This is a genomic window from Bacillus sp. NEAU-242-2, assembly GCF_027853835.1.
GTDB classification, from domain to species: domain Bacteria; phylum Bacillota; class Bacilli; order Bacillales; family Bacillaceae; genus Bacillus; species Bacillus velezensis.
The window spans coordinates 216881-237011 of record NZ_JAPNNY010000002.1; the positions used below are offsets into that span (position 1 = coordinate 216881).

The 20131-nt window shown below is 49.2% G+C and carries 22 protein-coding genes; 6 read left to right on the forward strand and 16 right to left on the reverse strand.

The window, feature by feature from the left end:
- Positions 1 to 12: 12 nt before the first annotated feature.
- The 8 genes from liaG to OWN49_RS06100 form a co-directional block, all read right to left on the reverse strand.
- Positions 13 to 882: a LiaG family protein gene (gene liaG, locus OWN49_RS06065; RefSeq protein ID WP_077722817.1), complete on the reverse strand. Its 870-nt coding sequence runs from the start codon at positions 880 to 882 to the stop codon at positions 13 to 15.
- A gap of 105 nt (positions 883 to 987) precedes the next feature.
- A complete protein-coding gene (gene liaH, locus OWN49_RS06070; RefSeq protein ID WP_003151791.1) occupies positions 988 to 1665 on the reverse strand; it encodes a stress responsive protein LiaH in 678 nt (225 codons plus the stop codon).
- A 13-nt stretch (positions 1666 to 1678) separates the two neighbouring features.
- Entirely contained in the window at positions 1679 to 2059 is a 381-nt protein-coding gene (locus OWN49_RS06075; RefSeq protein ID WP_015387734.1) for a protein liaI, read from the reverse strand.
- Between the two features lie 166 nt (positions 2060 to 2225).
- On the reverse strand, positions 2226 to 3494 hold the full coding sequence (locus tag OWN49_RS06080; RefSeq protein ID WP_077722818.1) for an MFS transporter: 1269 nt from the start codon (positions 3492 to 3494) through the stop codon (positions 2226 to 2228).
- 163 nt (positions 3495 to 3657) lie between these two features.
- Positions 3658 to 4227: a cob(I)yrinic acid a,c-diamide adenosyltransferase gene (locus tag OWN49_RS06085; protein ID WP_077722819.1), complete on the reverse strand. Its 570-nt coding sequence runs from the start codon at positions 4225 to 4227 to the stop codon at positions 3658 to 3660.
- The gene (locus OWN49_RS06090) at positions 4224 to 5450 is read right to left on the reverse strand and encodes an ABC transporter ATP-binding protein (protein WP_077722820.1); all 1227 of its coding nucleotides are present in this window, start codon (positions 5448 to 5450) and stop codon (positions 4224 to 4226) included. The genes OWN49_RS06085 and OWN49_RS06090 overlap by 4 nt, the downstream gene beginning before the upstream one ends.
- Positions 5447 to 6493, reverse strand: a complete 1047-nt coding sequence (locus OWN49_RS06095; RefSeq protein WP_077722821.1) for a FecCD family ABC transporter permease — start codon at positions 6491 to 6493, stop codon at positions 5447 to 5449. The genes OWN49_RS06090 and OWN49_RS06095 overlap by 4 nt, the downstream gene beginning before the upstream one ends.
- A complete protein-coding gene (locus OWN49_RS06100; protein WP_017418938.1) occupies positions 6456 to 7400 on the reverse strand; it encodes an ABC transporter substrate-binding protein in 945 nt (314 codons plus the stop codon). The genes OWN49_RS06095 and OWN49_RS06100 overlap by 38 nt, the downstream gene beginning before the upstream one ends.
- A gap of 187 nt (positions 7401 to 7587) precedes the next feature.
- Here OWN49_RS06100 and OWN49_RS06105 point away from each other — a divergent pair, with 187 nt between their 5' ends.
- Positions 7588 to 8379 (forward strand): SDR family NAD(P)-dependent oxidoreductase, encoded by a 792-nt coding sequence (locus tag OWN49_RS06105; RefSeq protein WP_017418937.1) that lies wholly within the window; start codon positions 7588 to 7590, stop codon positions 8377 to 8379.
- 51 nt (positions 8380 to 8430) lie between these two features.
- Here the strand turns inward: OWN49_RS06105 and OWN49_RS06110 are convergent, their stop codons facing one another.
- From OWN49_RS06110 to OWN49_RS06130, 5 genes are all read right to left on the reverse strand, one after another.
- Positions 8431 to 9309, reverse strand: a complete 879-nt coding sequence (locus OWN49_RS06110; protein WP_077722823.1) for an SMP-30/gluconolactonase/LRE family protein — start codon at positions 9307 to 9309, stop codon at positions 8431 to 8433.
- Positions 9310 to 9372: 63 nt separating this feature from the next.
- On the reverse strand, positions 9373 to 11115 hold the full coding sequence (locus tag OWN49_RS06115; protein ID WP_070082351.1) for a HAMP domain-containing sensor histidine kinase: 1743 nt from the start codon (positions 11113 to 11115) through the stop codon (positions 9373 to 9375).
- Positions 11112 to 11831, reverse strand: coding sequence for a response regulator transcription factor (locus tag OWN49_RS06120; protein ID WP_071392261.1), 720 nt, complete (start codon positions 11829 to 11831; stop codon positions 11112 to 11114). The genes OWN49_RS06115 and OWN49_RS06120 overlap by 4 nt, the downstream gene beginning before the upstream one ends.
- 173 nt (positions 11832 to 12004) lie before the next feature.
- Positions 12005 to 12241, reverse strand: coding sequence for a sigma-O factor regulator RsoA (gene rsoA / locus OWN49_RS06125; protein ID WP_003151778.1), 237 nt, complete (start codon positions 12239 to 12241; stop codon positions 12005 to 12007).
- Positions 12238 to 12774 (reverse strand): sigma-70 family RNA polymerase sigma factor, encoded by a 537-nt coding sequence (locus OWN49_RS06130; protein ID WP_087920805.1) that lies wholly within the window; start codon positions 12772 to 12774, stop codon positions 12238 to 12240. The genes rsoA and OWN49_RS06130 overlap by 4 nt, the downstream gene beginning before the upstream one ends.
- A gap of 242 nt (positions 12775 to 13016) precedes the next feature.
- Here OWN49_RS06130 and OWN49_RS06135 point away from each other — a divergent pair, with 242 nt between their 5' ends.
- The 3 genes from OWN49_RS06135 to OWN49_RS06145 all read left to right on the forward strand — a co-directional run bounded on the left by OWN49_RS06135 (position 13017) and on the right by OWN49_RS06145 (position 14939).
- Complete coding sequence (locus OWN49_RS06135; RefSeq protein ID WP_003151774.1) at positions 13017 to 13172, forward strand: YvrJ family protein; 156 nt, start codon at positions 13017 to 13019, stop codon at positions 13170 to 13172.
- 117 nt (positions 13173 to 13289) lie between these two features.
- Entirely contained in the window at positions 13290 to 14450 is a 1161-nt protein-coding gene (locus OWN49_RS06140) for an oxalate decarboxylase family bicupin (RefSeq protein WP_077722824.1), read from the forward strand.
- 66 nt (positions 14451 to 14516) lie between these two features.
- Positions 14517 to 14939, forward strand: coding sequence for a YrvL family regulatory protein (locus OWN49_RS06145; RefSeq protein ID WP_077722825.1), 423 nt, complete (start codon positions 14517 to 14519; stop codon positions 14937 to 14939).
- A 34-nt stretch (positions 14940 to 14973) separates the two neighbouring features.
- Here the strand turns inward: OWN49_RS06145 and OWN49_RS06150 are convergent, their stop codons facing one another.
- Genes OWN49_RS06150 through OWN49_RS06160 form a run of 3 tightly spaced genes read right to left on the reverse strand, consistent with a single transcriptional unit; the run spans position 14974 to position 17846 of the window.
- A complete protein-coding gene (locus OWN49_RS06150; protein WP_060674102.1) occupies positions 14974 to 15780 on the reverse strand; it encodes an ABC transporter ATP-binding protein in 807 nt (268 codons plus the stop codon).
- A gap of 18 nt (positions 15781 to 15798) precedes the next feature.
- Positions 15799 to 16809, reverse strand: coding sequence for a FecCD family ABC transporter permease (locus OWN49_RS06155; protein ID WP_025853867.1), 1011 nt, complete (start codon positions 16807 to 16809; stop codon positions 15799 to 15801).
- The gene (locus tag OWN49_RS06160; protein WP_172401312.1) at positions 16809 to 17846 is read right to left on the reverse strand and encodes a FecCD family ABC transporter permease; all 1038 of its coding nucleotides are present in this window, start codon (positions 17844 to 17846) and stop codon (positions 16809 to 16811) included. Before OWN49_RS06160 ends, OWN49_RS06155 begins: the two co-directional genes overlap by 1 nt.
- Positions 17847 to 18093: 247 nt before the next feature.
- Between OWN49_RS06160 and OWN49_RS06165 the strand changes: the two genes are divergently transcribed.
- Together OWN49_RS06165 and OWN49_RS06170 are read left to right on the forward strand one after the other, a co-directional pair.
- Entirely contained in the window at positions 18094 to 19032 is a 939-nt protein-coding gene (locus tag OWN49_RS06165) for an iron-hydroxamate ABC transporter substrate-binding protein (RefSeq protein ID WP_176283521.1), read from the forward strand.
- A 145-nt stretch (positions 19033 to 19177) separates the two neighbouring features.
- Complete coding sequence (locus tag OWN49_RS06170) at positions 19178 to 20092, forward strand: class I SAM-dependent methyltransferase (protein WP_146284079.1); 915 nt, start codon at positions 19178 to 19180, stop codon at positions 20090 to 20092.
- Positions 20093 to 20131: the final 39 nt, after the last annotated feature.

Consider the following 20131-nt stretch of genomic DNA (forward strand, 5'->3'; position numbering starts at 1 on the left):
TCCTTTCCTTGACTATTGCAGTGCAATATTGCCGCTCGTCACTTTTATATCAATCGGCCTGGCGCCGCTGCCCTTCATACCGGTGAATGCCCCGCCGTCCTTACTCGTTTTCTCAAAGGAATAAGACGGCTGAATCCTTCCGCTTGCCGTCTCGGCGTTCACCGTAAAACTTCCGTCTTTCGGCAGGCTGATCGCTGCGCTGCCGCTCGCAAGCCTGACGGATACGGGAGCATCCGCCGTCTCAAGCGAGGCGTCGACACTGCCGGAAGCGACCCGCACGTCAAGGGCGCCCGCCGCATGTTGAAGCCCGACATGTCCGGAGGATAAGCGGATATCCCCCGTTTTCGCCGCAAGGCCTGATGCTGTGAGGTTGCCCGACAGCCCCTTCGCTTCAAACACATCCGTCTTCACGTGCTTCAGCGACATATTCCCGCTTACAGAACGGACGCCGAGGTACGCAAGAGACAGCCCCTTGTTTCCGTCAACGGCAATGGTGCCGCTTGACGTATGGACGGTGATGTCCCGATGATAATCATACGGAATGCGGACAATCAGCAGAGGACGCTGAAAGAGATTCAGAAATTGGAACCCTTTCTCCTTCGCTTTGAGATTGAGGGTTTTTCCCCTGCTTTGGACAAACATTTTCCCCGCCGGTCCCGCCATGTTTGCCGCGATATCATTCCGCGCTTCCGCGATGATTTTTACATCCGTCTGTTCCGATGAAACCGACAGGCTGTTGACGGCACGCGGCGGTATGCTTGCCGATTCCGCTTCTGTTTCGTACAGCGGAAAAAAACGCCCGGCAAACACTTCTTTCACCAAAAACAGACAGCAGATCAGAACGGACGCCGCCATCAGTCCTTTGGCCATCTTACGCTTCATTACGTTCCATCCTTTTTCATTCATTTTATTATAAAGGAAAAGCCGGAGAATTGATACGTGCGTATAGGGAAGAGGCGTAAAAGCGCCGATCTTCCCTTGTGCACATTATTCATGAGCCGCTTTTTGATGCTCTGTTTTCTCCAGAGAAAGCGAGCGCATTTTTTCGATCTCGGCTTCCACCTCATCTGAATATTGGGAGCGGCTGTATTCTGTGTTCGCCTCAGCTGAAGTGCCGTATTTGACGCGGACTTCCATTTCTTCAATGCGGCTTTCCATTCGAAGGAACTCTCTATAGGCGCTTTCACTGTCAATTTTGTCGAAAGAAGCGTTCATATGTTCCTTCGCTTTTGCCGCGTTGGCACGGGCGATGAGCGCCTGTTTTTTATCCTTTACGTCGCGGAGGCGCGTTTCTAAAGTTTCCAGCTGCTCTTTCAGCTCTGCCAGCTGTGTTTTCGCCTGTTCATACGCTTTTTCATGTTCGGCCGCTTTTCCCTCAAGGTATTTCATTTCAGTCAGCGCCTTTTTCGCAAGCTCCTCTTCCCCGGCATCAAAAGCAAGCTGAGCCTGATTTTTCCGTTTTGCCGCCGTTTCGGAGGCGTCTTCCTGTTTTTTCTTAAACTGATGGACGATCGTGTGCTGTTTGACAATTGTTTGTTTCGCCTTAGCGATGTCACTTTCCATATCACGCACATATTGATTCAGCATGACTTTCGGATTTTCTAATTTATCAAGCCCTTCGTTAACAGATGCGACGAACATATTTCTTATTCTTTTTAAGACCATTTTGTCTTCCTCCTTATTTTTTCTTCAGAAATTCTTCCCATTCAGAGTCAAATCCGGATTGATAGCCCGGTGACGCCGCTTCCGGTTCATACTGGCGGGAAGCGGTGTCTGAGCCGCCCTGCTTCATCATCTTCCACCCGAAATACACCATGGCGCCGGCCAGTCCGATGGCAACGATAAATGGAAGAGAACCGACGAGAATCATAGCTCCGATGAAGCCCGCGATGATACCCGATACCGCCCGGCCTTTTGAAAAACGTTTGATTCCCCAGTAAAGCATCAGGCCTCCGATCGCCAGCGGGATGATAAATGCGAAATGGCCTCCTCCGAAAAAGACAGAAAGTCCGAACACAATCAGCAGAAAGCCGCCTGCCGTTTTTACATTTATATTCATGCAGATCCTCCTTTCGTTTTCCTTGTCTTTACTATAAACAAATCCCGCGGCCGGCAAAACGAGTCAGAGATTGATTTTCATATCAGACCGGAGTCGTATAACCCCCCGGACCTTCGCATAAAAAAACGCCGCTGCACCGGACGGCGCAGGGCGTTTCACGAAAAATCTATATTCTGATGCTCGCTTCTTTTTCCCTGATGAGATCTGAGCGTTCAGCTTTGGCCAGCTTCGTAAAGATCAATATTCCGAGACCGGACAGGACTTCAACGAGACCGCCGGCGGCAATGACTTTTCCGGGACCGAAGGCATTAGCCGCGTATCCGCAAAGAACCGCGCCGAGCGGAATGGATATGTTTGAGATCATGTGGATGACGGCATAGACTTGCGGCTGGTCATCATGGTCCACAGACGTCTGAATAATCGTATATTCCGGCACATTAATCGCGCTGACGGCAGATCCGAACGCAAACGCGGCGAGGAAGACGAGCGGCAGAAAAGTGTTGAGGCCGGTGATGAAAAATGCCGCCCCTTCTATGATTCCCGCTGACACAAACAGGAGACCGTATTTGTTCACCTTCACCTTAGCCAAAATAAAACCCATTAAAAAGGCTCCGCCCGTGCCTGTCGCTTTCAAAAGCGAGTAGATGATCGGCGGCATGTTTAAATCTTCGGCGACATAAACGGCAGAGAGCGCCTCCCACGGAGCGGCCGCAAAATTCATGAAGATACAATAGATGGCGAGCGGGTATAAAATCTGGTGTTTCCTGACAAGAACGAAACCCCGTTTGAGCCTTCCGAAATACGTCCCACGCTGTCTGACGGCGACGGCATCCTCTTTGGCATGCTGGACTTGGTATGACATAAAGAGTACGAGAAAACCTGATAGAAGATAGAATATAAGAGCGATAAACAAAGAATAAGCGGGACTGATAAATGTTAAGAACACCCCGCTCAGCGTAATGGCGGCAAGTCTGACGATCTGGCCTGATGACTGGATGACCGCATTCGCTTTCTGCAGGCTGTTTTCTCCGACAATATTGGGGATTAATGAGATAGATGCAGGATTATAAGCGGCTCCCGTGGCTGAATGCAAAATCATGAGAAGCATGACAAACCATAAAGGAGAAAAACCGTTAAAGTAACAGACCGGAATGATCAACACGACCGCCGCGCGCGTGAGATCGGAGAAATACATCCAGAATTTCAGCGTATGCTGCTTCATAAAAGGCCCGGTAATCGGCGCCAGCATCGCCTCCGGAAGGAACGTGACCGCAATGAGCAGGGACGTGCCGATCGCGCCTTCCCCGTCAAAAATCAAAAACCACATAATGGAATTAAAGGCAAAACCGTCGCCCGACAATTTAACAAGCCTCGAGATAAACAGAAGGGTGAAATTTTTATTCCAGATGCTCTCGCTCTTATTATATGTATCCATCTATCAAATCCCCCATTATTTTACAATGTTTCTTATAATATCTCATTTTTTAATTTTTCAGTCAATAATGCATAAGATACATTTTCCTTCTGTCAATAAAGGTTCAATTGATGGATATCTCTATAAAAAACAGCCGGCTTGCTGCTGCCGGCTGAACAAAACGTTATTCATCATCACGGAATACCGCGGCGCTTCTTTCATACTCTATATCCTGAACGCCCTGTCTTGCGTTAACTGCTCTTGCCGCCGCGAAAAAATAATCAGACAGGCGGTTCAAGTAACGCATCACTGTATCGTTTATCTCTTCTGTTTTGCCCAGTTTCACGACGAGACGCTCAGCCCGTCTTGTGACGGTCCGCGCGATATGAAGCTGAGCAGCCGCCTTATGCCCGCCCGGAAGAATAAATTTCTCAAGCGGGGGCGCTTCAGCCGTGTAACGGTCTATGCAGTCTTCCAATACGGAAATAGATGTCTCTCTTAATGTATAGTTTCTATGTTCAGTGACCGTCGCCAAGTCGCCGCCGCAGTCAAACAGCTCATGCTGAATGTTTCGGAGTTCGGCTTTCACATCACCGCAATTCTCACAATCATCTAGCTCCGCAAGCGCAAGCCCGATAAAGCTGTTCAGCTCATCGATCGTCCCGTAGCTTTCAACCCGCAGACTGTCTTTATCCGTTCTGCCGCCGATCAGGCTTGTCTGTCCTTGATCGCCGGTTTTCGTATACAGCTTCATCGTTGTATTCCTCCTTCTTCCGCCGCTTTTACACATGCCGCGGTTCCTCTTCTGACGGCTCTTTCCGCGTGAGGGACGTCCATTGTCTCTCCTGTCTGCAAGGCACAAATGACAATGTCGCCTTTTGCCTGTCTGCCGGAAAGGGCCTGCATTCTCGCTTCAGCCGCTGCCGTTAACAGCCGAACAAATCCCTGTTCCGATAAACGTCCGCTGATCAGCACCCAAACGGTATACTGCGCAGTCACGGCTATCGTAACCGAATCAAACGTACGGCAGATCAAACCAGCTGCCGCTGAGCCGGAAAGCCGGCGGCTCCACGAAAAGCCCGGGCCGTCAGATGCGGTTGACAGCATTCTGAAAGGCCGTTCTGTATGAAGCGTTACGGTATTTCCGCTTTTGTTTATCAGAGAGGCGAACGGAACGCAGGCGGGCTCTCTTTCCTCCCGCGCTTCCGGCATGAAAGCGATCAGCGGTTTCGGCGACGATTGCAGGGCAACAGCGCTGACGGTGATGCCGTAAATGTCTTCAATCGTCTCTTTTTTCAAAGCCTGATCCGGCGGCTGCTTCGGAAAAGCGCGTCCGTTTTTCATCATCAGGAGCTGATCACAATATTGGCTTGCGGCGTTGAGGTCGTGAAAAATACTGATGACCGTCAGGCCTCTTTCTCTCGTCAGCCGCTTCACCGTATCAAGCAGGTCTTTTTGATATTTGAGATCAAGAAAAGTCGTCGGCTCATCCAGACAGAGCACCTCAGGCTGCTGAGCCAGCGCCTGCGCCAGATAGACGCGCTGCCGCTCCCCTCCGCTCAGATTGCGGACGGATTGCTGCGCATATCGGTCGATGCCCGTCATTTCCATTGCTTCCCGGACAATGTCTTCGTCATGTTGATCCATCTGTCTGAAGAGTCCTTTTTGATACGGGTATCTGCCGAAGGACACTGTTTCCTTAACGGTAAATGTAAAAGCTTGCTCCGTATGCTGCGGCAAAACGGCCATAATTTTCGCAAGCTCACGCGGCTTGTATCTGCCCGCGGGCCTGCCTGCGACGAGCACCTCGCCCTTTGAGGGAGAGAGCATTCCCGTCAGCAATTTCATCAGCGTTGTTTTTCCCGAGCCGTTCGGACCGAGTATGCCGACAAATTCACCTTTTCCGGCGGTAAAACTGACATCTTCTACAATCATCCGGCCTCCGTACCCGCCGGACAGGCTGCTCACTCTGATCATAAGCGGTTCCCTCCATGATGCTGGCGAAGCAGAATCAAGGCAAAAACAGGCGATCCCGCCAAGGCCGTCATAATGCCGATCGGCAATTCGACAGGCTCAATGACGGTGCGGGAAAACAAATCCGCCAAAATGAGAAATCCGGCGCCCGTCAATGCTGACAGCGGCAGTAAATGGCGATGATCCGTCCCCCACAAAAGCCGAGTCACATGGGGAATGACAAGGCCGACAAACCCGATCGTCCCCGAGACGGCAACCGCGCCTCCCGTCAGCAGAGATCCGGCGGCGATCATCAGCAGTTTTCTTTTTCCCGTACTGACGCCTAACAGCCTTGCCTTTTCTTCTCCATAAGTCATAATGTTTAATTCTCTGCCATTGATAAGCAGAAGCGCCGTCCCGGCCAGAAAAAAAGGCAGAAACAGCGCGACATAGCCCCAGCCCCTCATTGACACGCTTCCCAACAGCCAGCGGACAATCGGGAGCAGATCATTTCCCGTTAAAGCAATCACAAGCGAAATGAGAGCCCCGAGAAAAGAATTCATAATGATGCCTGTCAAAATGAGCGTCGAAACCGACATCGACGTATGAACGAGGCGGCTGAAAAACAGAACCGCCGCCATAACCGCAATGGCAGCGGCGATGCTGACAACCGGAAGTGTGAACCGGCCGATGACGGGAATCTGAATGCCGAAAAACAAGGTGATAACAGCTCCCGCCGAGGCTCCCGAAGATACCCCGAGTGTATAAGGATCGGCGAGCGGATTTTTCAGAAGTCCCTGAAACGCCGCCCCCGCAATGGATAACGCGGCTCCGACCAGAGCGGCCAGAACGACTCTCGGCAGGCGGATATTGATCATAATATTTACATTCATGGGATCAACAGAGGATGTCCGGCCGATCCCGATCCAAAAAACGTCGGATAAAGGAATATGCAGACTGCCGATTGAAATGCCGAGTGCCGTACAAACGGCTAAAAACAGCAGGCTGACCGTGTAGGCCAGCGGGCGGTTACTTTTTAAACGTTTCAGGATAAACGCTTTCTGCAAGCTTCTCGACCCCTTTGACAAGGCGCGGGCCTGAGCGTGTGACAAGGTCAGGATCAACAGAATAGACATTGTGGTGTTTGACCGCATTGACGGCACCCCAGCCGGCGCGTTTTTCCACTTCAGCGGCCTTTACGCCGTCTGTCGTAATGATGACGTCCGGATTCATTTTGACAATCGCTTCATCCGTCAGCTGCACCCAGCCGGTCTGGCTGCCGGCGGCGTTTTTCGCATGTATATCTTCAAGCATTTCGTTCATAAACGTGCCTTTCCCCGTCGTGTAGCCGTCAGGAGACACTTCGACGAATACTTTCTTTTCGTCTTTTTCAGAAATGGCAGCCGCTTTCTTTTCTATGCCGGAAAGGTCGGATTTCATCGATTGGATCAGCTGATCCGCCTGCTTTTCTTTGCCGGCCGCTTTTCCGATCATGCTGATTGATTTGTACACATCTTGGAACGATTGCGCATCATTGACCGTTAAGACGGTGATGCCCGCATCTTTCAGCTGCTTCATCGCATCGGCGGAAGCGGACATAGAGGACGCGTGGGCAAGCACGAGATCCGGCTTCAGCGCGATGACTTTTTCAGCGTTCACATTCATATCTCCGACTTTCGGTTTTTTTACGGCTTCTTTCGGATATGTATCATTTGTCGTGACGCCTGCGACCTTATCTCCCAGTCCGAGCGCGTATGTAATTTCCGTATTGCTCGGCATGAGGGAAACGATTTTTTCCGGTGCCTGCTTTATGGTTACTTTTTCGTTCGCGGCATCCTTAATGGTTACCGGGAATGCTTCGGTTGAGACGGCTTTTTGTTTGGCCGCGCTTCCTTCTCCCTGTGCGCCGGAACAGCCGGCGATCACAAAGGCGGTGACCAAGAGCGCCGCCCAGACGGCAGTGATCTTCTTCATTCTTTTAACTCCCCCTGATTATGGTAAACGATTGTCTCTTTGACATTCGTATCCTTTTTTCGCAGTAATTATACTATAAGTCTTTAAGGCTTGTATATCCGCCCTTTTTGCATGAAAGCAAATTGTTCGTACACACTAAAATTCATCATGTATACTGTTACACAATGGTGTAAAAAGGAGGATTATCATGGAATTACAGCTTGAACGAAAGCTCGTGTTGATTACAGGATCAACTTCAGGGATCGGAAAAGCCGCGGCAAAAAGCTTTTTAGCCGAAGGCGCCGAGGTGATTGTAAACGGAAGAAAAAAAGAAACCGTGGAACGGACGGTTGAGGAGCTTTCCGCTTACGGAACGGTTCACGGCATCGCTGCGGATTTATCGCGTCAGGATGAGGCGGATGACTTGATCAAGCGCGCCGGCGGAATCGGGGAAGTCGATGTTCTCGTCAATAATCTCGGTTTTTTTGAAGTAAAGGACTTCGCTGAGGTGTCTGATGATGAATGGACTCGGTATTTTGAAGTGAATGTTATGAGCGCCGTGCGCCTGTGCCGGCGTTTTCTGCCGCAAATGCTTGAAAGAAACAGCGGACGGATTTTGAACATTTCCAGTGAAGCCGGAGTCAAACCGCTTGCGCAAATGATTCCGTATTCAATGACGAAAACGGCGTTAATCAGCTTGTCCCGGGGAATGGCGGAAATGACGAAAGGCACAAATGTCACGGTCAACTCCGTGCTGCCGGGACCGACATGGACCGAAGGCGTCGCTTCTTACATGGAAGGAGCCGCAAAGGCTGCCGGAGAAGACACGGACAGCTTCGTCCGGGATTATTTTAAAGTGAATGAACCGACATCTTTGATTCAGCGCTATGCAACCCCGGAAGAAGTCGCCAATACGATTGTATTTCTCGCTTCATCAGCTGCTTCTGCCATTAACGGCACCGCACAGCGGGTTGAAGGCGGCATCATCCGCTCCATTTAACACAAAAAAGCCCGGCACAATGGGAACTTCCCCATATGCCAGGGCTTTTTTTTACATCATGCCTGCAAACGGAACCGGCTCCCAGCCGCCCGTCTCAAGCTCTGCTGAAAACAGGCCGCCCGCATGCGGCTGCTCAAGTCTTTCGGCTTCCGTCAATTTTTCCGTCGCGGTCGTAATGTATAACGTGTTCAAATCTCTGCCTCCGAACGCGCAGCAGGTGACGTATTTCGCCGGAACTTCGATAGATGCAATTTCCTTATGCAAAAACGGGTCAATCCGGACGGCACGGCCGCCTCCGAACAGAGCCACCCACAGCATTCCGTCACGGTCAATGGTCATTCCGTCGGGAGATCCTTGCGACTCCGGAAAGCGGTAGACCGTTTTCGGATCTGATACGGCTCCGGTTTCAGGATAATATGCATAACAAACGATTTCCTGCGTCGGAGTATCAATATAGTACATCAGGTTTCGGTCCCGATCCCAATCCAAACCGTTCGAGGTAGAGACCTGGTCTTTTATTTTGGCAAGGCTGCCGTCCGTATTCAGACGGTACAGCGAAGCCTCCTCTTCTTTGCCTTCCATGCTCGTCGTTCCCGCCCATAATCTGCCGGACGGGTCGCATTTTGCGTCATTGAAACGGATATCTTCCCGCATGTCTTTCGGCTGCTTCATCTTCGTCAATGTGTCTTCCCGCAGATTGTACAGGTAAAACCCGTCTTTCATCGTCATCACCAGCTCTTCTTTTGAATACAAGGCCAGAGCCGTGACAAATGATTTGAATTTAACGGAACGGTTGATTCCGTCAGCCGGAGTGAAGATATGGAGCTGGCTGCCCAGTATATCCACCCAGTACAGGCATTCCTTATCCTTATCCCATAAAGGGCCTTCTCCGATAACTGCTCTCGTATCTGCTCGTAATGCTGCTTCCATGTGTGAACACCTCTTTTGCTTGTCAGTCTTCTATTGTTATTCCCGACAAAGCGGCGTCCAAACTCAATCTTTTTTAAAAAGAATCGTAATCACCGTTCCGGCGCTGATTCTGCTGTTGACATGGATGGTTCCGTTATGAAGGTGAACCAGCTCTTTGGCAATGGCGAGCCCGAGTCCAGTTCCTTCTGACGGCCCCTTCGTATTCGTTCCCCGGTAATAACGGTTAAACAGCTGGTGAATCGTTTCATCGTCCATTCCTCTTCCGTTATCTTTCACCTTCAGAATGAGCTGTTCGGCTGATTCTTCAAGCACGACCCGAATGGCGGTCCCTTTCTTATTATGCTTAACCGCGTTTGCCAGCAGATTCTCCAGAATACGGCGGAACCACGCTTCATCAATGGCGAAAAGAATGTCTTCCTTTTTGGTTTCAAAGGCGATGTCATAGCCTTCCGAGAACGTGTTTTTCGTGAAATCGTTCGTGACGTTTCTGATAAACGGCACGACGTTGATCAGCCGCCGTTCGATCGGGAGGGCCGCGTTTTTGAGGCGGTATGTTAAGTTTAAGTCCTCAATCAGCTTCGACATATATTCTGATTTTTCCCGGACGATCTGCCCCATTTCTTTGACTTCTTCCGGTGTCCAGTCGTATTGCTTCGATTCAAGCATCATGCTGTAGCCGTAAATCGTGCTCAGCGGGGTTTTTAAGTCATGGCTCAGCCCGGCGATCCATTCTTCCCTTGTCGCCTGGATTTTTTCTCTGTTTTTCTTATCCCGCTTCAGCGTGTCGGTCAGCTGATCCATCGATTCGAAAATCTCGGCGAAAAAGCGGAACGGCTGTTTTGTTTTGCCTTTTTTGTTTTTGCTGACCGGCTGTCCTTTGCGGTTCTTCGGCTCTTCAAGCCGGCCCTTTGATAAATTGACAAGCCATTTGATGGTATGAAACAGCGGCCAGCCGAAACGGAAAGAGTACCAAATGGTCAGGATGCAGATCATAAATACCAGGATTCCGATCAAGAGGAAGAGGGTTTTCATCACATTTCTCAAAAATGATTTGTTAAACTCGTGATCGGGGATGTACACGGGGTTCGGCACCGACGCGACCATCCATTTCGTTTTATCGAGTCTTTTAAAAGAAATTTCCCGTTTGTAATTCCACGGCTTGGAACTGTATTTCAGCAATTCAAGCTCATTGACGGTGTTCCGTTCTTTTTTCGTGCTGTTGATATCCCCGAGCAGTCTGCCGCTGTCTTCGAGAAGGTAGACCGCCCCTTTTTCCCGTTTAATATAATCAACCGTGCTTTTTTTATATTGAGAAAGGGAAGCGAGGGATGGCTCCTGTGATTCGATGTAAGTGAGAAGCTGCTCACTGGCGGATTTCCAGCCGAACAGAATCAAATAGGTCTCATCATTTATCGTGACCGTCCAGTAATTCAGCTTGTAGTTGTCAAAATTCCGGTACTGGTAAATGGATAAGAGGTCTTTTCTGCTGTAATGGCTCGGGACGTCTTTCGGCACTCTGTACGCGTAGTCCGTTTTTTCTTTGTCATTAATGATCTGCAGCCAGCCCTTCTGCTTTCTGACCGACATCTTTAAAAATTCATCGACATCCCATGTGCCGTCTTCGTTTTTATCAAGCCACGCTTCAAACGAGTCTGCCGTCGCTTTGGTCAGTCCCGCATTGGCTTCCGCTTCGCTGAAACGCCAATCCAAATAGAAGAAAGAAGCGACGGCCAAAACGGACATCAGCAGGATGACAAGCAGAAGCTGTCCGAAAAAGTGGAGCAGAAATTTTCCGCGCATTCTCATGAGCGGGTTCCTTTTTCTCCTTGATCGGGAATAAACCGATAGCCGAGGCCGCGCACCGTTACAATATAAGACGGATTGCTGGGGTCTTTTTCAATCTTTTCTCTGAGCTTGCGGATATGCACCATGACGGTGTTGTTATCGCCGTAAGACGGATATCCCCACACTTTTTCATAGATCTGATCTTTTGAGAGCACCACATCAGGGTGTTCACAGAAATATTGAAGCAATTGCAGAAGCTGTGCGGAGCAGCTGACGGGCTCGCCCCCGACGATCAGCTCGGCGTTTTGCGGCGAATAGGAAAAATGGCTGTATGAATACGTTTTTACCGCCGCTTTCTCTTCGCGCTTATAGGTTCTCTTTAACGTCGCTCTGATCCGCGCCGCCAATTCGAGCGGATTAAACGGCTTTGTTATATAATCGTCAGCTCCCAATGCAAATCCTGACAGCTTATCCGCATCAGAAGAACGGGCAGTCAGAAAAAAGATCGGAGCGTCGGTATAGTTCCGGATTTCGGTGCATGCTTCAAAACCGGACATGCCTTCCATCATCACATCCAGCACGAGCAGATCCGCGGATTCATGTTTAACAAACTCAATCGCTTCCTCAGCGCTTCCGGCTGTCTTAATGTTGTGATAGCCTTCTTTGACGAGAACGCGTTTGACCATATCAACGATCGCCTTCTCATCGTCTACAATTAAAATTGACGCATTTTCCACCTTGGACGTTCCTTTCTCTTTGTTTTTTTCATCATATCATTATATGGATAAGATTTGGTACTTTTTTAGTGCGGAGGTCTTGCGGGGAAACAGAAAAGAAAAACGAGACCGGACATCTCTTCTCGTTTTTCTCACGTTGTCAGAGCAGAATATCCATCATTCCGCCGCTTTTGTCAGGAGCTTTCATTTATAAGATGAAGAATAAATTCCCAAAAACCCGGCACTTCCTGGCATAACAGCATGTCCGCTTTTTCAACTATTTTAATCTTCAATTCTTGTTCAAGGTCTTCTCTTTCCTGGTATGATGTATTGCTCAGTTTTTTTTTTATCATTGGCGAAAAACGCGAAATCAAAAGTTCCATTTCGTCGGTATCTGTGTTCTCTTTGTTGAAGTCAAATGGCCCGTTCACTGCTTATTTTCCCCCTTTTTTTGCTTGTCCAGCTGCTTTCTGAGATTGTCGAGCCCTTTTTTATGAATATTGGAAATGTTCTGCCGTGATTCACCCAGCGACTCGGCAATCTCTTTCATCGTCGCTCCGTGAAGATAAATATTCGTCAGCACGCTTTTTTGTTTATCGGTTAACGTCTGAAGCGCTTCGTATAAATCACGGTTTTGGACATGCTGGCTCAAATCTCCCTGCTTCCGCAGAAACTCTTCATACGCGTCTTTTCCCATTTCATAGGGAAGCGCTTCACCTCCCTCCGGCTGATCCACCGTCAGCGGATAGCGCTTCTGATTTTTACGGATGCGCTTGTCAAAATCGATGGAGAAAATCCGGATCATAGAGTTCATATATTTGATGATCCGGATTTCCTTATAAAACTGTTTAAAATGATCGTCCAGTGATTTTGCATCCTTCTCGTCTGAATGTTCCAGCACATTTTTAAATTTCTCGTAATGCTTTGGGTCACTTAAAAAATGTTTAACGATCGGATGTTTCATAATTTCCTTGCATTTTGACCGTAAAAGAACTTGATAGTCCATAAAACCGCCCCCTATTTAAATTAAATGAAAGAAAGCAAAAAAAAGTAAACTACTCCTTTCCGACTAAGATTCCGCATTCCTTATGTCCCGGATTTGCCGGAACAAAAAAAAGACCCTCAACCGGGATATCAGGTTTACAGGAGCCGTTCTTTCTTTCACTTATATACATGACTGCAGGTCAAGTCAGGAGGTGGCTGGTGATGGATCAGGTTTTTATAGAAGAAGCGGTCAGACAGATCGGCAATCTCGGCTTTCCGGCTCTGATTGCCATGTATCTTCTCACACGGTTTGAGAAGAAGTTTGACGCCCTGATCGAACTGATGACGGAACTGAAAGAGCAGAAAATGAAAAATTAATTTTCACACGAAGTTGACTTTTCATCGGAACGCATCACTTAACAAAGCAGAAGGGAAAACGAAAGGCCTTTCACATTCTCTTTCTGAAAAAACAAAGCTTGAGAGGAGACGATTTACATGTTAAAAGAAAACAACTGCAATATCCCGCAGCCGATCAGAGGAGACAAAGGGGCGACCGTCACGATTCCGCGCAATCTTGAAAGAGACCGCCAAAATCCGGATATGCTGACGCCGCCGGAAACGGATCACGGCACAGTGGATAATATGAAATTCTCTTTCTCAGATGTGCATAATCGGCTGGAAAAGGGCGGGTACGCGCGTGAGGTGACCGTTCGCGAGCTGCCGATTTCTGAAAATCTGGCATCTGTCAACATGCGTTTAAAACCGGGCGCCATCCGTGAACTGCACTGGCATAAAGAAGCCGAATGGGCATATATGCTGACGGGCAAAGCGCGGGTCACGATCGTTGATGAACAGGGACGCAGTTTTATCGATGACGTGAAGGAAGGAGATCTGTGGTACTTCCCGTCAGGCCTGCCGCACTCCATTCAGGCGCTGAAAGAAGGCTGTGAATTCCTCTTGGTGTTTGATGACGGTTCCTTCTCAGAAAACAGCACATTCCAAGTGACTGACTGGCTTGCCCACACGCCGCTTGATGTCATCGCCAACAACTTCGGGGTTTCAGAAAAAGACCTCGCCGGCCTGCCCGGGAAAGAAAAATATATCTTTGAAGAGCCGGTTCCCGGGAAGCTGAAAGATGACATTGTGGAAGGCCCGAACGGCGAAGTGCCTTATCCGTTCACTTACCGCCTGCTGGATGAAGGTCCGACTGCTGAGACGGACGGCGGCAAAGTATATATCGCGGATTCCACAAACTTCAAAGTGTCCAAAACGATCGCTTCAGCGCTTGTCGTGGTCGAACCGGGCGCAATGAGAGAGCTGCACTGGCATCCGAATACGCATGAATGGCAGTATTATATTTCCGGTAAAGGGCGGATGACGGTTTTTGCATCGGACGGCCATGCAAGAACATTTAACTATCAGGCCGGGGATGTCGGTTACGTTCCGTTCGCAATGGGCCACTATGTGGAGAATTTGGGGGATGAGCCGCTCGTCTTCCTGGAAATCTTCAAGGATGACCACTATGCCGATGTGTCCCTGAACCAATGGCTTGCCATGCTTCCTGAGAAATTCGTCCAGCAGCATCTGGATCTGGGCAAAGACTTTACGGATATTCTTTCGAAAGAGAAACACCCTGTCGTCAAAAAGAAATGCTGAAGACACACACCGACTTGCAGAGTTCCGTCTCTGCAAGTCTCCTCTGTGTGAAAAGGAGCTGAACAGATGATCAATCAAAACGGGACGAAAATGTTATTTCTTCAGGTGCTCCGGTATGCCCTGGCAGCCGCTGCCGTATTATTCGGGTATTTCATCGTGATGATGGCCGTATTTTCATTAGCCGGGACGAGCTACGGATCGATGGCGTACGTCCTGCTTTTTTCCGTGCTTTTTATTCTTCTCGGTTTATGTTTTGAACCGCTTGAACGGCTGATGATACATAGCTTTACCTTTTTTGGGACGGGCAGGCTGCCTTTTCTCCTTTTAGCCAGCACCGTTCAGCTGCTGTTCCTCTGGATGACCGCGTATACGACGGATAAACTGATTGAAAAGATTTGGCTGTCAACGACGGAGGAGCTGATTGTGGCGGGGGTTTTTTTCGTTTTGGATAAATGCGTCTCCGGACAAAAGCAGACCCGGGCGCAATAAAAAAACGCAGGCCGGAATGGCTCTGCGTTTTTTTTCATCTTACCGTTGCGTTTTCATGCCGGATTAAATCGTAGGTTAAGCAGACCGGTTTGTTCGTGCGCGGATCTTTTACAATCTGCGCGTCAATTTGAAACACGTCTTCCAATATGCCGGGAGTCATGACTTCCTCCGCCGTTCCTTCCTTGATGATGCGCCCTTTTTTCAAGGCGATCATGTAATGGGAAAAACGGGCGGCATGGTTCAGATCGTGAATGACCATTAAAATGGTGCGGCCCTGCTCCTTGTTTAATTTGTCCAGCAGCTGCAAAATTTCAAGCTGATGGGCGAGATCTAAATAAGTGGTCGGTTCATCAAGAAGCAGCAGCTCCGTTTCTTGAGCGAGCGCCATGGCGATCCACACACGCTGCCGCTGGCCCCCGGAAAGCGCTTCGATCGGCCGGTCGTAAAATTCGGCCATCCCCGTCTCTTCAAGCGCCCATTTGATCATGTCACGGTCTTTATCACTCAAGCGGCCCATTCCGGACTGATGCGGAAACCTGCCGTAAGAAACAAGTTCGTACACCGTCAGCCCGCTCGGCGCTTCAGGCGTCTGCGGAAGAATTGCCATTTCCTTGGCGATGTCCTTCGTGGATTTTTGCATGATCGCCTGTCCGTTTAAATAGACGGCGCCGGATTTCGGTTTCATGATTCTTGACATCGTTTTGAGAACCGTCGATTTTCCGCAGCCGTTCGGACCGATCAGCGTTGTAATTTTTCCTTTCGGGATGGCGATATCCAATTCTTTCGCTATCAAACGGTCGCCATAACCGACAGTAAGCTGTTCCGCCGATAATGAGTTCATCGCGGCAGTCTCCTTCCTCTATTTCGTTTTCATCAGCAAATATACAAAATACGGCGCTCCGAGCACGGAAATCACCAGGCCGACGGGAACTTCGGACGGTGCAAGCACATTTCTCGCCAGCGTATCGGCAAGCAGAAATAAAAATGCTCCGATCAAAGCTGAAACCGGGATAAGCGTCTGGTGGCGCGGCCCGGTAAGCCTTCTGGCCAAATGCGGCGCAATGAGTCCGAGAAAAGCGATTCCGCCGGCTGCCGCAACACATGACGCGGTCAGGGCAACGGCGGACATCAGCAGAACGCGCCGCTCCTTTTCAACCCGGGTGCCAAGCCCCGCCGCCAGCTGATCACCGAGCTGGAGCACATTTAAATACCTGGCTTTATAGAGGCTGAACGGTAAAAGAACCAGCAGCCACGGCAAAATGGACAGCACCATTTTCCAATTGGCGTTCCAAATCGAACCGGAAATCCATACAAGCGCCTGCATGAAATCCCGCGGGTCCATTTTCAGCTGAAAAATCAAGAGAAGCGCATTAAACCCCGCATTGACGCCGATTCCGACCAAAACGAGCCGGACAGGTGAAACGCCTTTTTTCCAAGCCAGCACATAGATGAGCAGCGCAGCCAGAAAAGCTCCCGCCAAAGCGCTCACTGGAAGCAGCCATGTACTGGCCATGCTTAGATCAACAGCTGACCCTTGGAAAAAGAAGATAAACAGAACGACCGCCAAAGACGCCCCGGCGTTAATGCCGAGAATGCCCGGCTCCGCCAAGTCATTTTGAGACACGCTTTGAAAAATCGCGCCTGAAACCGCGATTCCTGCGCCGACAAGCAATGACAGCACCATACGCGGCAGTCTGAATTCAAATAAAACGAGCTGATCCCGGGCATCCCCCTGTCCGAAAAAGACACGCATCGTATCAAGTGGCGCAATCCGGATCACACCCATGTTTAAGCTGATAAAAAAGACGATGCATATGAGCACAAACGTAACGGCCATGACCGCCAGCGGTTTTTTCGATTTTACATTCATTACAGCCCTCTCCTTTCCCTGCGCGCCAAATAAAAGAAAAAGGGAACGCCGATAAGGGCGGTTAAAGCGCCGACCGGTGTTTCAAACGGCGCATTGACGAGTCTTGCGGCAATATCACTGAAGACTAACAGAACGGCGCCGAATACCGCCGAACAAGGAATGATCCACCTGTAATCTACCCCGACTAAAAATCGGGTGATATGCGGAATCACCAAGCCGATAAAAGAAATGGCTCCGGCGACTGAGACTGAAGCCCCCGTCAAGAGGACAACGACAAACATTCCGATTACTTTCACAAGCGATGTGTACTGCCCGAGCCCTTTGGCCAGTTCCTCACCCAAGCTCAGCACCGTCACTGAGCGCGCAATCAGAAATGCCAGCAATAGTCCGATAACACCGGCCGCCAACAGCAGCTGCACGCCTTCCCATTTCACGGAAGCAACTCCTCCGGCATACCAGAACTTCACATCCTGGGCGACATCAAAACGGATCGCAATCGCGCTTGAAAGCCCCGTTAAGAAATAGCCGACTGCCGTACCGGCCAGCGCGAGCTTCACCGGTGTCAGCCCGCCTTTTGAAAACAGGCCGATGCCAAACACAATAAGCGCTCCGATTCCCGCTCCCGCAAAGGACCACAAAACAAGTCCCGCCGCAGACAGACCCGGAAAAAAAGCAAATGCCAATGCGATCGCAAATCCTGACCCCGACGTCACGCCCATAATGGAAGGCTCAGCAAGCGGGTTCCGCGTCAGCCCCTGCATAATCGCCCCGGACACAGCTAAAAAAGCCCCGACGAGCGCGGCGGCGGCGGTTCTCGGCAGCCTCAGATCGCGTATGATTTGATGAGATGTATTTTGCGGCTGAAAGTGAAAGAGAGCATCCCACACCGTCCGCAGATGAATATCGGCAGCTCCGATGGAAACAGACAGAGCGGCGCCGATCAATAAAACCGCAATACCGGCACACAGCAGCACAGCCGCTCTGAATGAACGCGCCGTCCACTGGATTTCACTCCCTGATGCCCCTTGAGCCGTCATTGTCTGTTTCTTTTTCAATAGACCCAACACTCGTTCTTCCTTTCTCAAAACAAGAATGGTAATGATAATGATTATCAATGACTTGTTTCAGTATAGCACTTTTATCTTCTCTTTTAATAGACCTAATTTCATATAAAAAAAGAAAGTTTTTCTTAAAAAAGAGCGTGCTTCTCTATGAAAGCAGTGATATAATCACACTGATAATGATTCTCTTTATCACTAATTTTTATGAAAGAAGGAATGTCAGATGTTCCATACATACAAGAAAATCGGCGCAGCGCTGATTGCCATGCTGCTCATCACCGCTTTGGCCGCATGCGGCAATTCTTCAGACACGAAAGGTTCTTCTGAAAAAGAAGAAACCATCACGTATAAAGCCGAAAACGGCCATATTAAAATTCCGAAGCACCCGAAACGGGTCGTCGTCATGGCTGACGGCTACTACGGCGACTTCAAACAGCTCGGCATCAATGTTGTCGGCGCGCCGCAAAACGTATTTAAAAACCCTTATTACAAAGGGAAAACAAAAGGTGTCACAAACATCGGCGACGGCACGTCCGTTGAAAAAATCATTGACTTAAAGCCGGATTTAATCGTTGTCTGGACGACACAAGGCGCCGACATTGAAAAACTGGAAAAAATCGCGCCGACCATCGCCATTAAATATGACAAGCTCAGCAACATTGATCAATTCAAAGAGTTTGCGAAAATGACAGGCACTGAAGATAAAGCAGACAAATGGCTGGCTGAATGGGATAAAAAAACCACTGCCGCTAAAACAAAGGTTCAAAAAGCGGTCGGCTCAAAAACCATCTCCATCATGCAGACAAACGGAAAAGACATCTATGTATTCGGTAAAGACTTCGGCCGCGGCGGAAGCATTATTTATGACAAACTCGGGCTGAAGGCCACAAAACTGACGCAGGAAAAAGCCATTAATCAAGGGCCGGGCTACGCCAGCATTTCACTCGAGAAACTGCCTGACTTTGCGGGAGACTACATCTTTATGGGGCCATGGCAGGCCGGCGGTGACGAGAAAGGCGTGCTTGACAGCTCAATCTGGAAGAACCTCGATGCCGTCAAACAAAACCATGTCTACCGCATTGATCCGATCGGCTTCTATTTCTCAGACCCGATCTCACTTGAAGGCCAGCTCGACTACATCACAAAAAGCTTAACGAAGTAACCCCGAAGCCGCTGTCACAGCGGCTTTTTATTACGCTTAAAACTTGACAAAAAATTTATTTATGCTATAATTTACATTTTTGGATTAACATGTATAATAAGATTCTCCCGGCCGGAGATTGATGTAAATAACGGAGGATCTTTATATGAAAGAAAACAAGGCGAGTATGACTTCCCTGCTGTCCGCTTTCGGAAGGGCGTACCATAGTAAATACGACACCCCGGTGATATTTGATGATTTTTTGGCACAAGATCTGATTTCTGAAAAAGAGCATTCGGACATCCGCGATCATCTCATTCAAGGTATATCATTTTTCAGTAAAGACATGGCACAGAGGCTTCAAGGCCAACCGGATGACATCTTAAAATGGGTGACTCAAGTACAGCTGTCTCCTACACCGTTAGCCCGTGCCGCATATTGTGAAGAAGTGCTTTTGAATGAAGTGAAGCTCGGGGCCAAACAGTATGTCATCCTTGGCGCGGGACTGGATACTTTCTGTTTCAGACATCCTGAGGTGACAAACGCCTTAGACATATTTGAAATCGATCATCCCGCTTCACAGGAAGACAAAATAAACAGATTGAAACATCTGAATCTCGACATTTCCCATCATCTTCATTTTGTACCGATGGACTTCGCCGCTTCGCTTTCTTTCAGCCGTCTGTATCAGGAAGGTTTTTCACGCCAAAAAACCTTTTTCAGCCTGCTCGGTGTGTCATACTACCTTACGAAAGAGCATCTCGCCCGCCTGCTCACACAATTATTTGCCGAAGTCCCGCCAGGAAGCTCTATCGTGTTTGATTATGCAGATGAGTCGCTCTTTGAAGAAAGAGGACTGTCAAACAGAGTGGAAAACATGGTGAAAATGGCTGCAGCAAGCGGGGAACCGATGTTATCGTGTTTCAGTTATAAAGAAATCGAAAAGATATTAGAATCATCAGGTCTGCTTATTTATGAACATTTATCTCCGGCGGACGTCAATGACCGTTTTTTCAGCGGACGCACTGACCATTTAACCGCATTCGAGACCATTCATTATATACACGCCGTCAAAAAGTAATCCGCTGCCGCAAACAAAAAAAGACATCTCACTGACGTG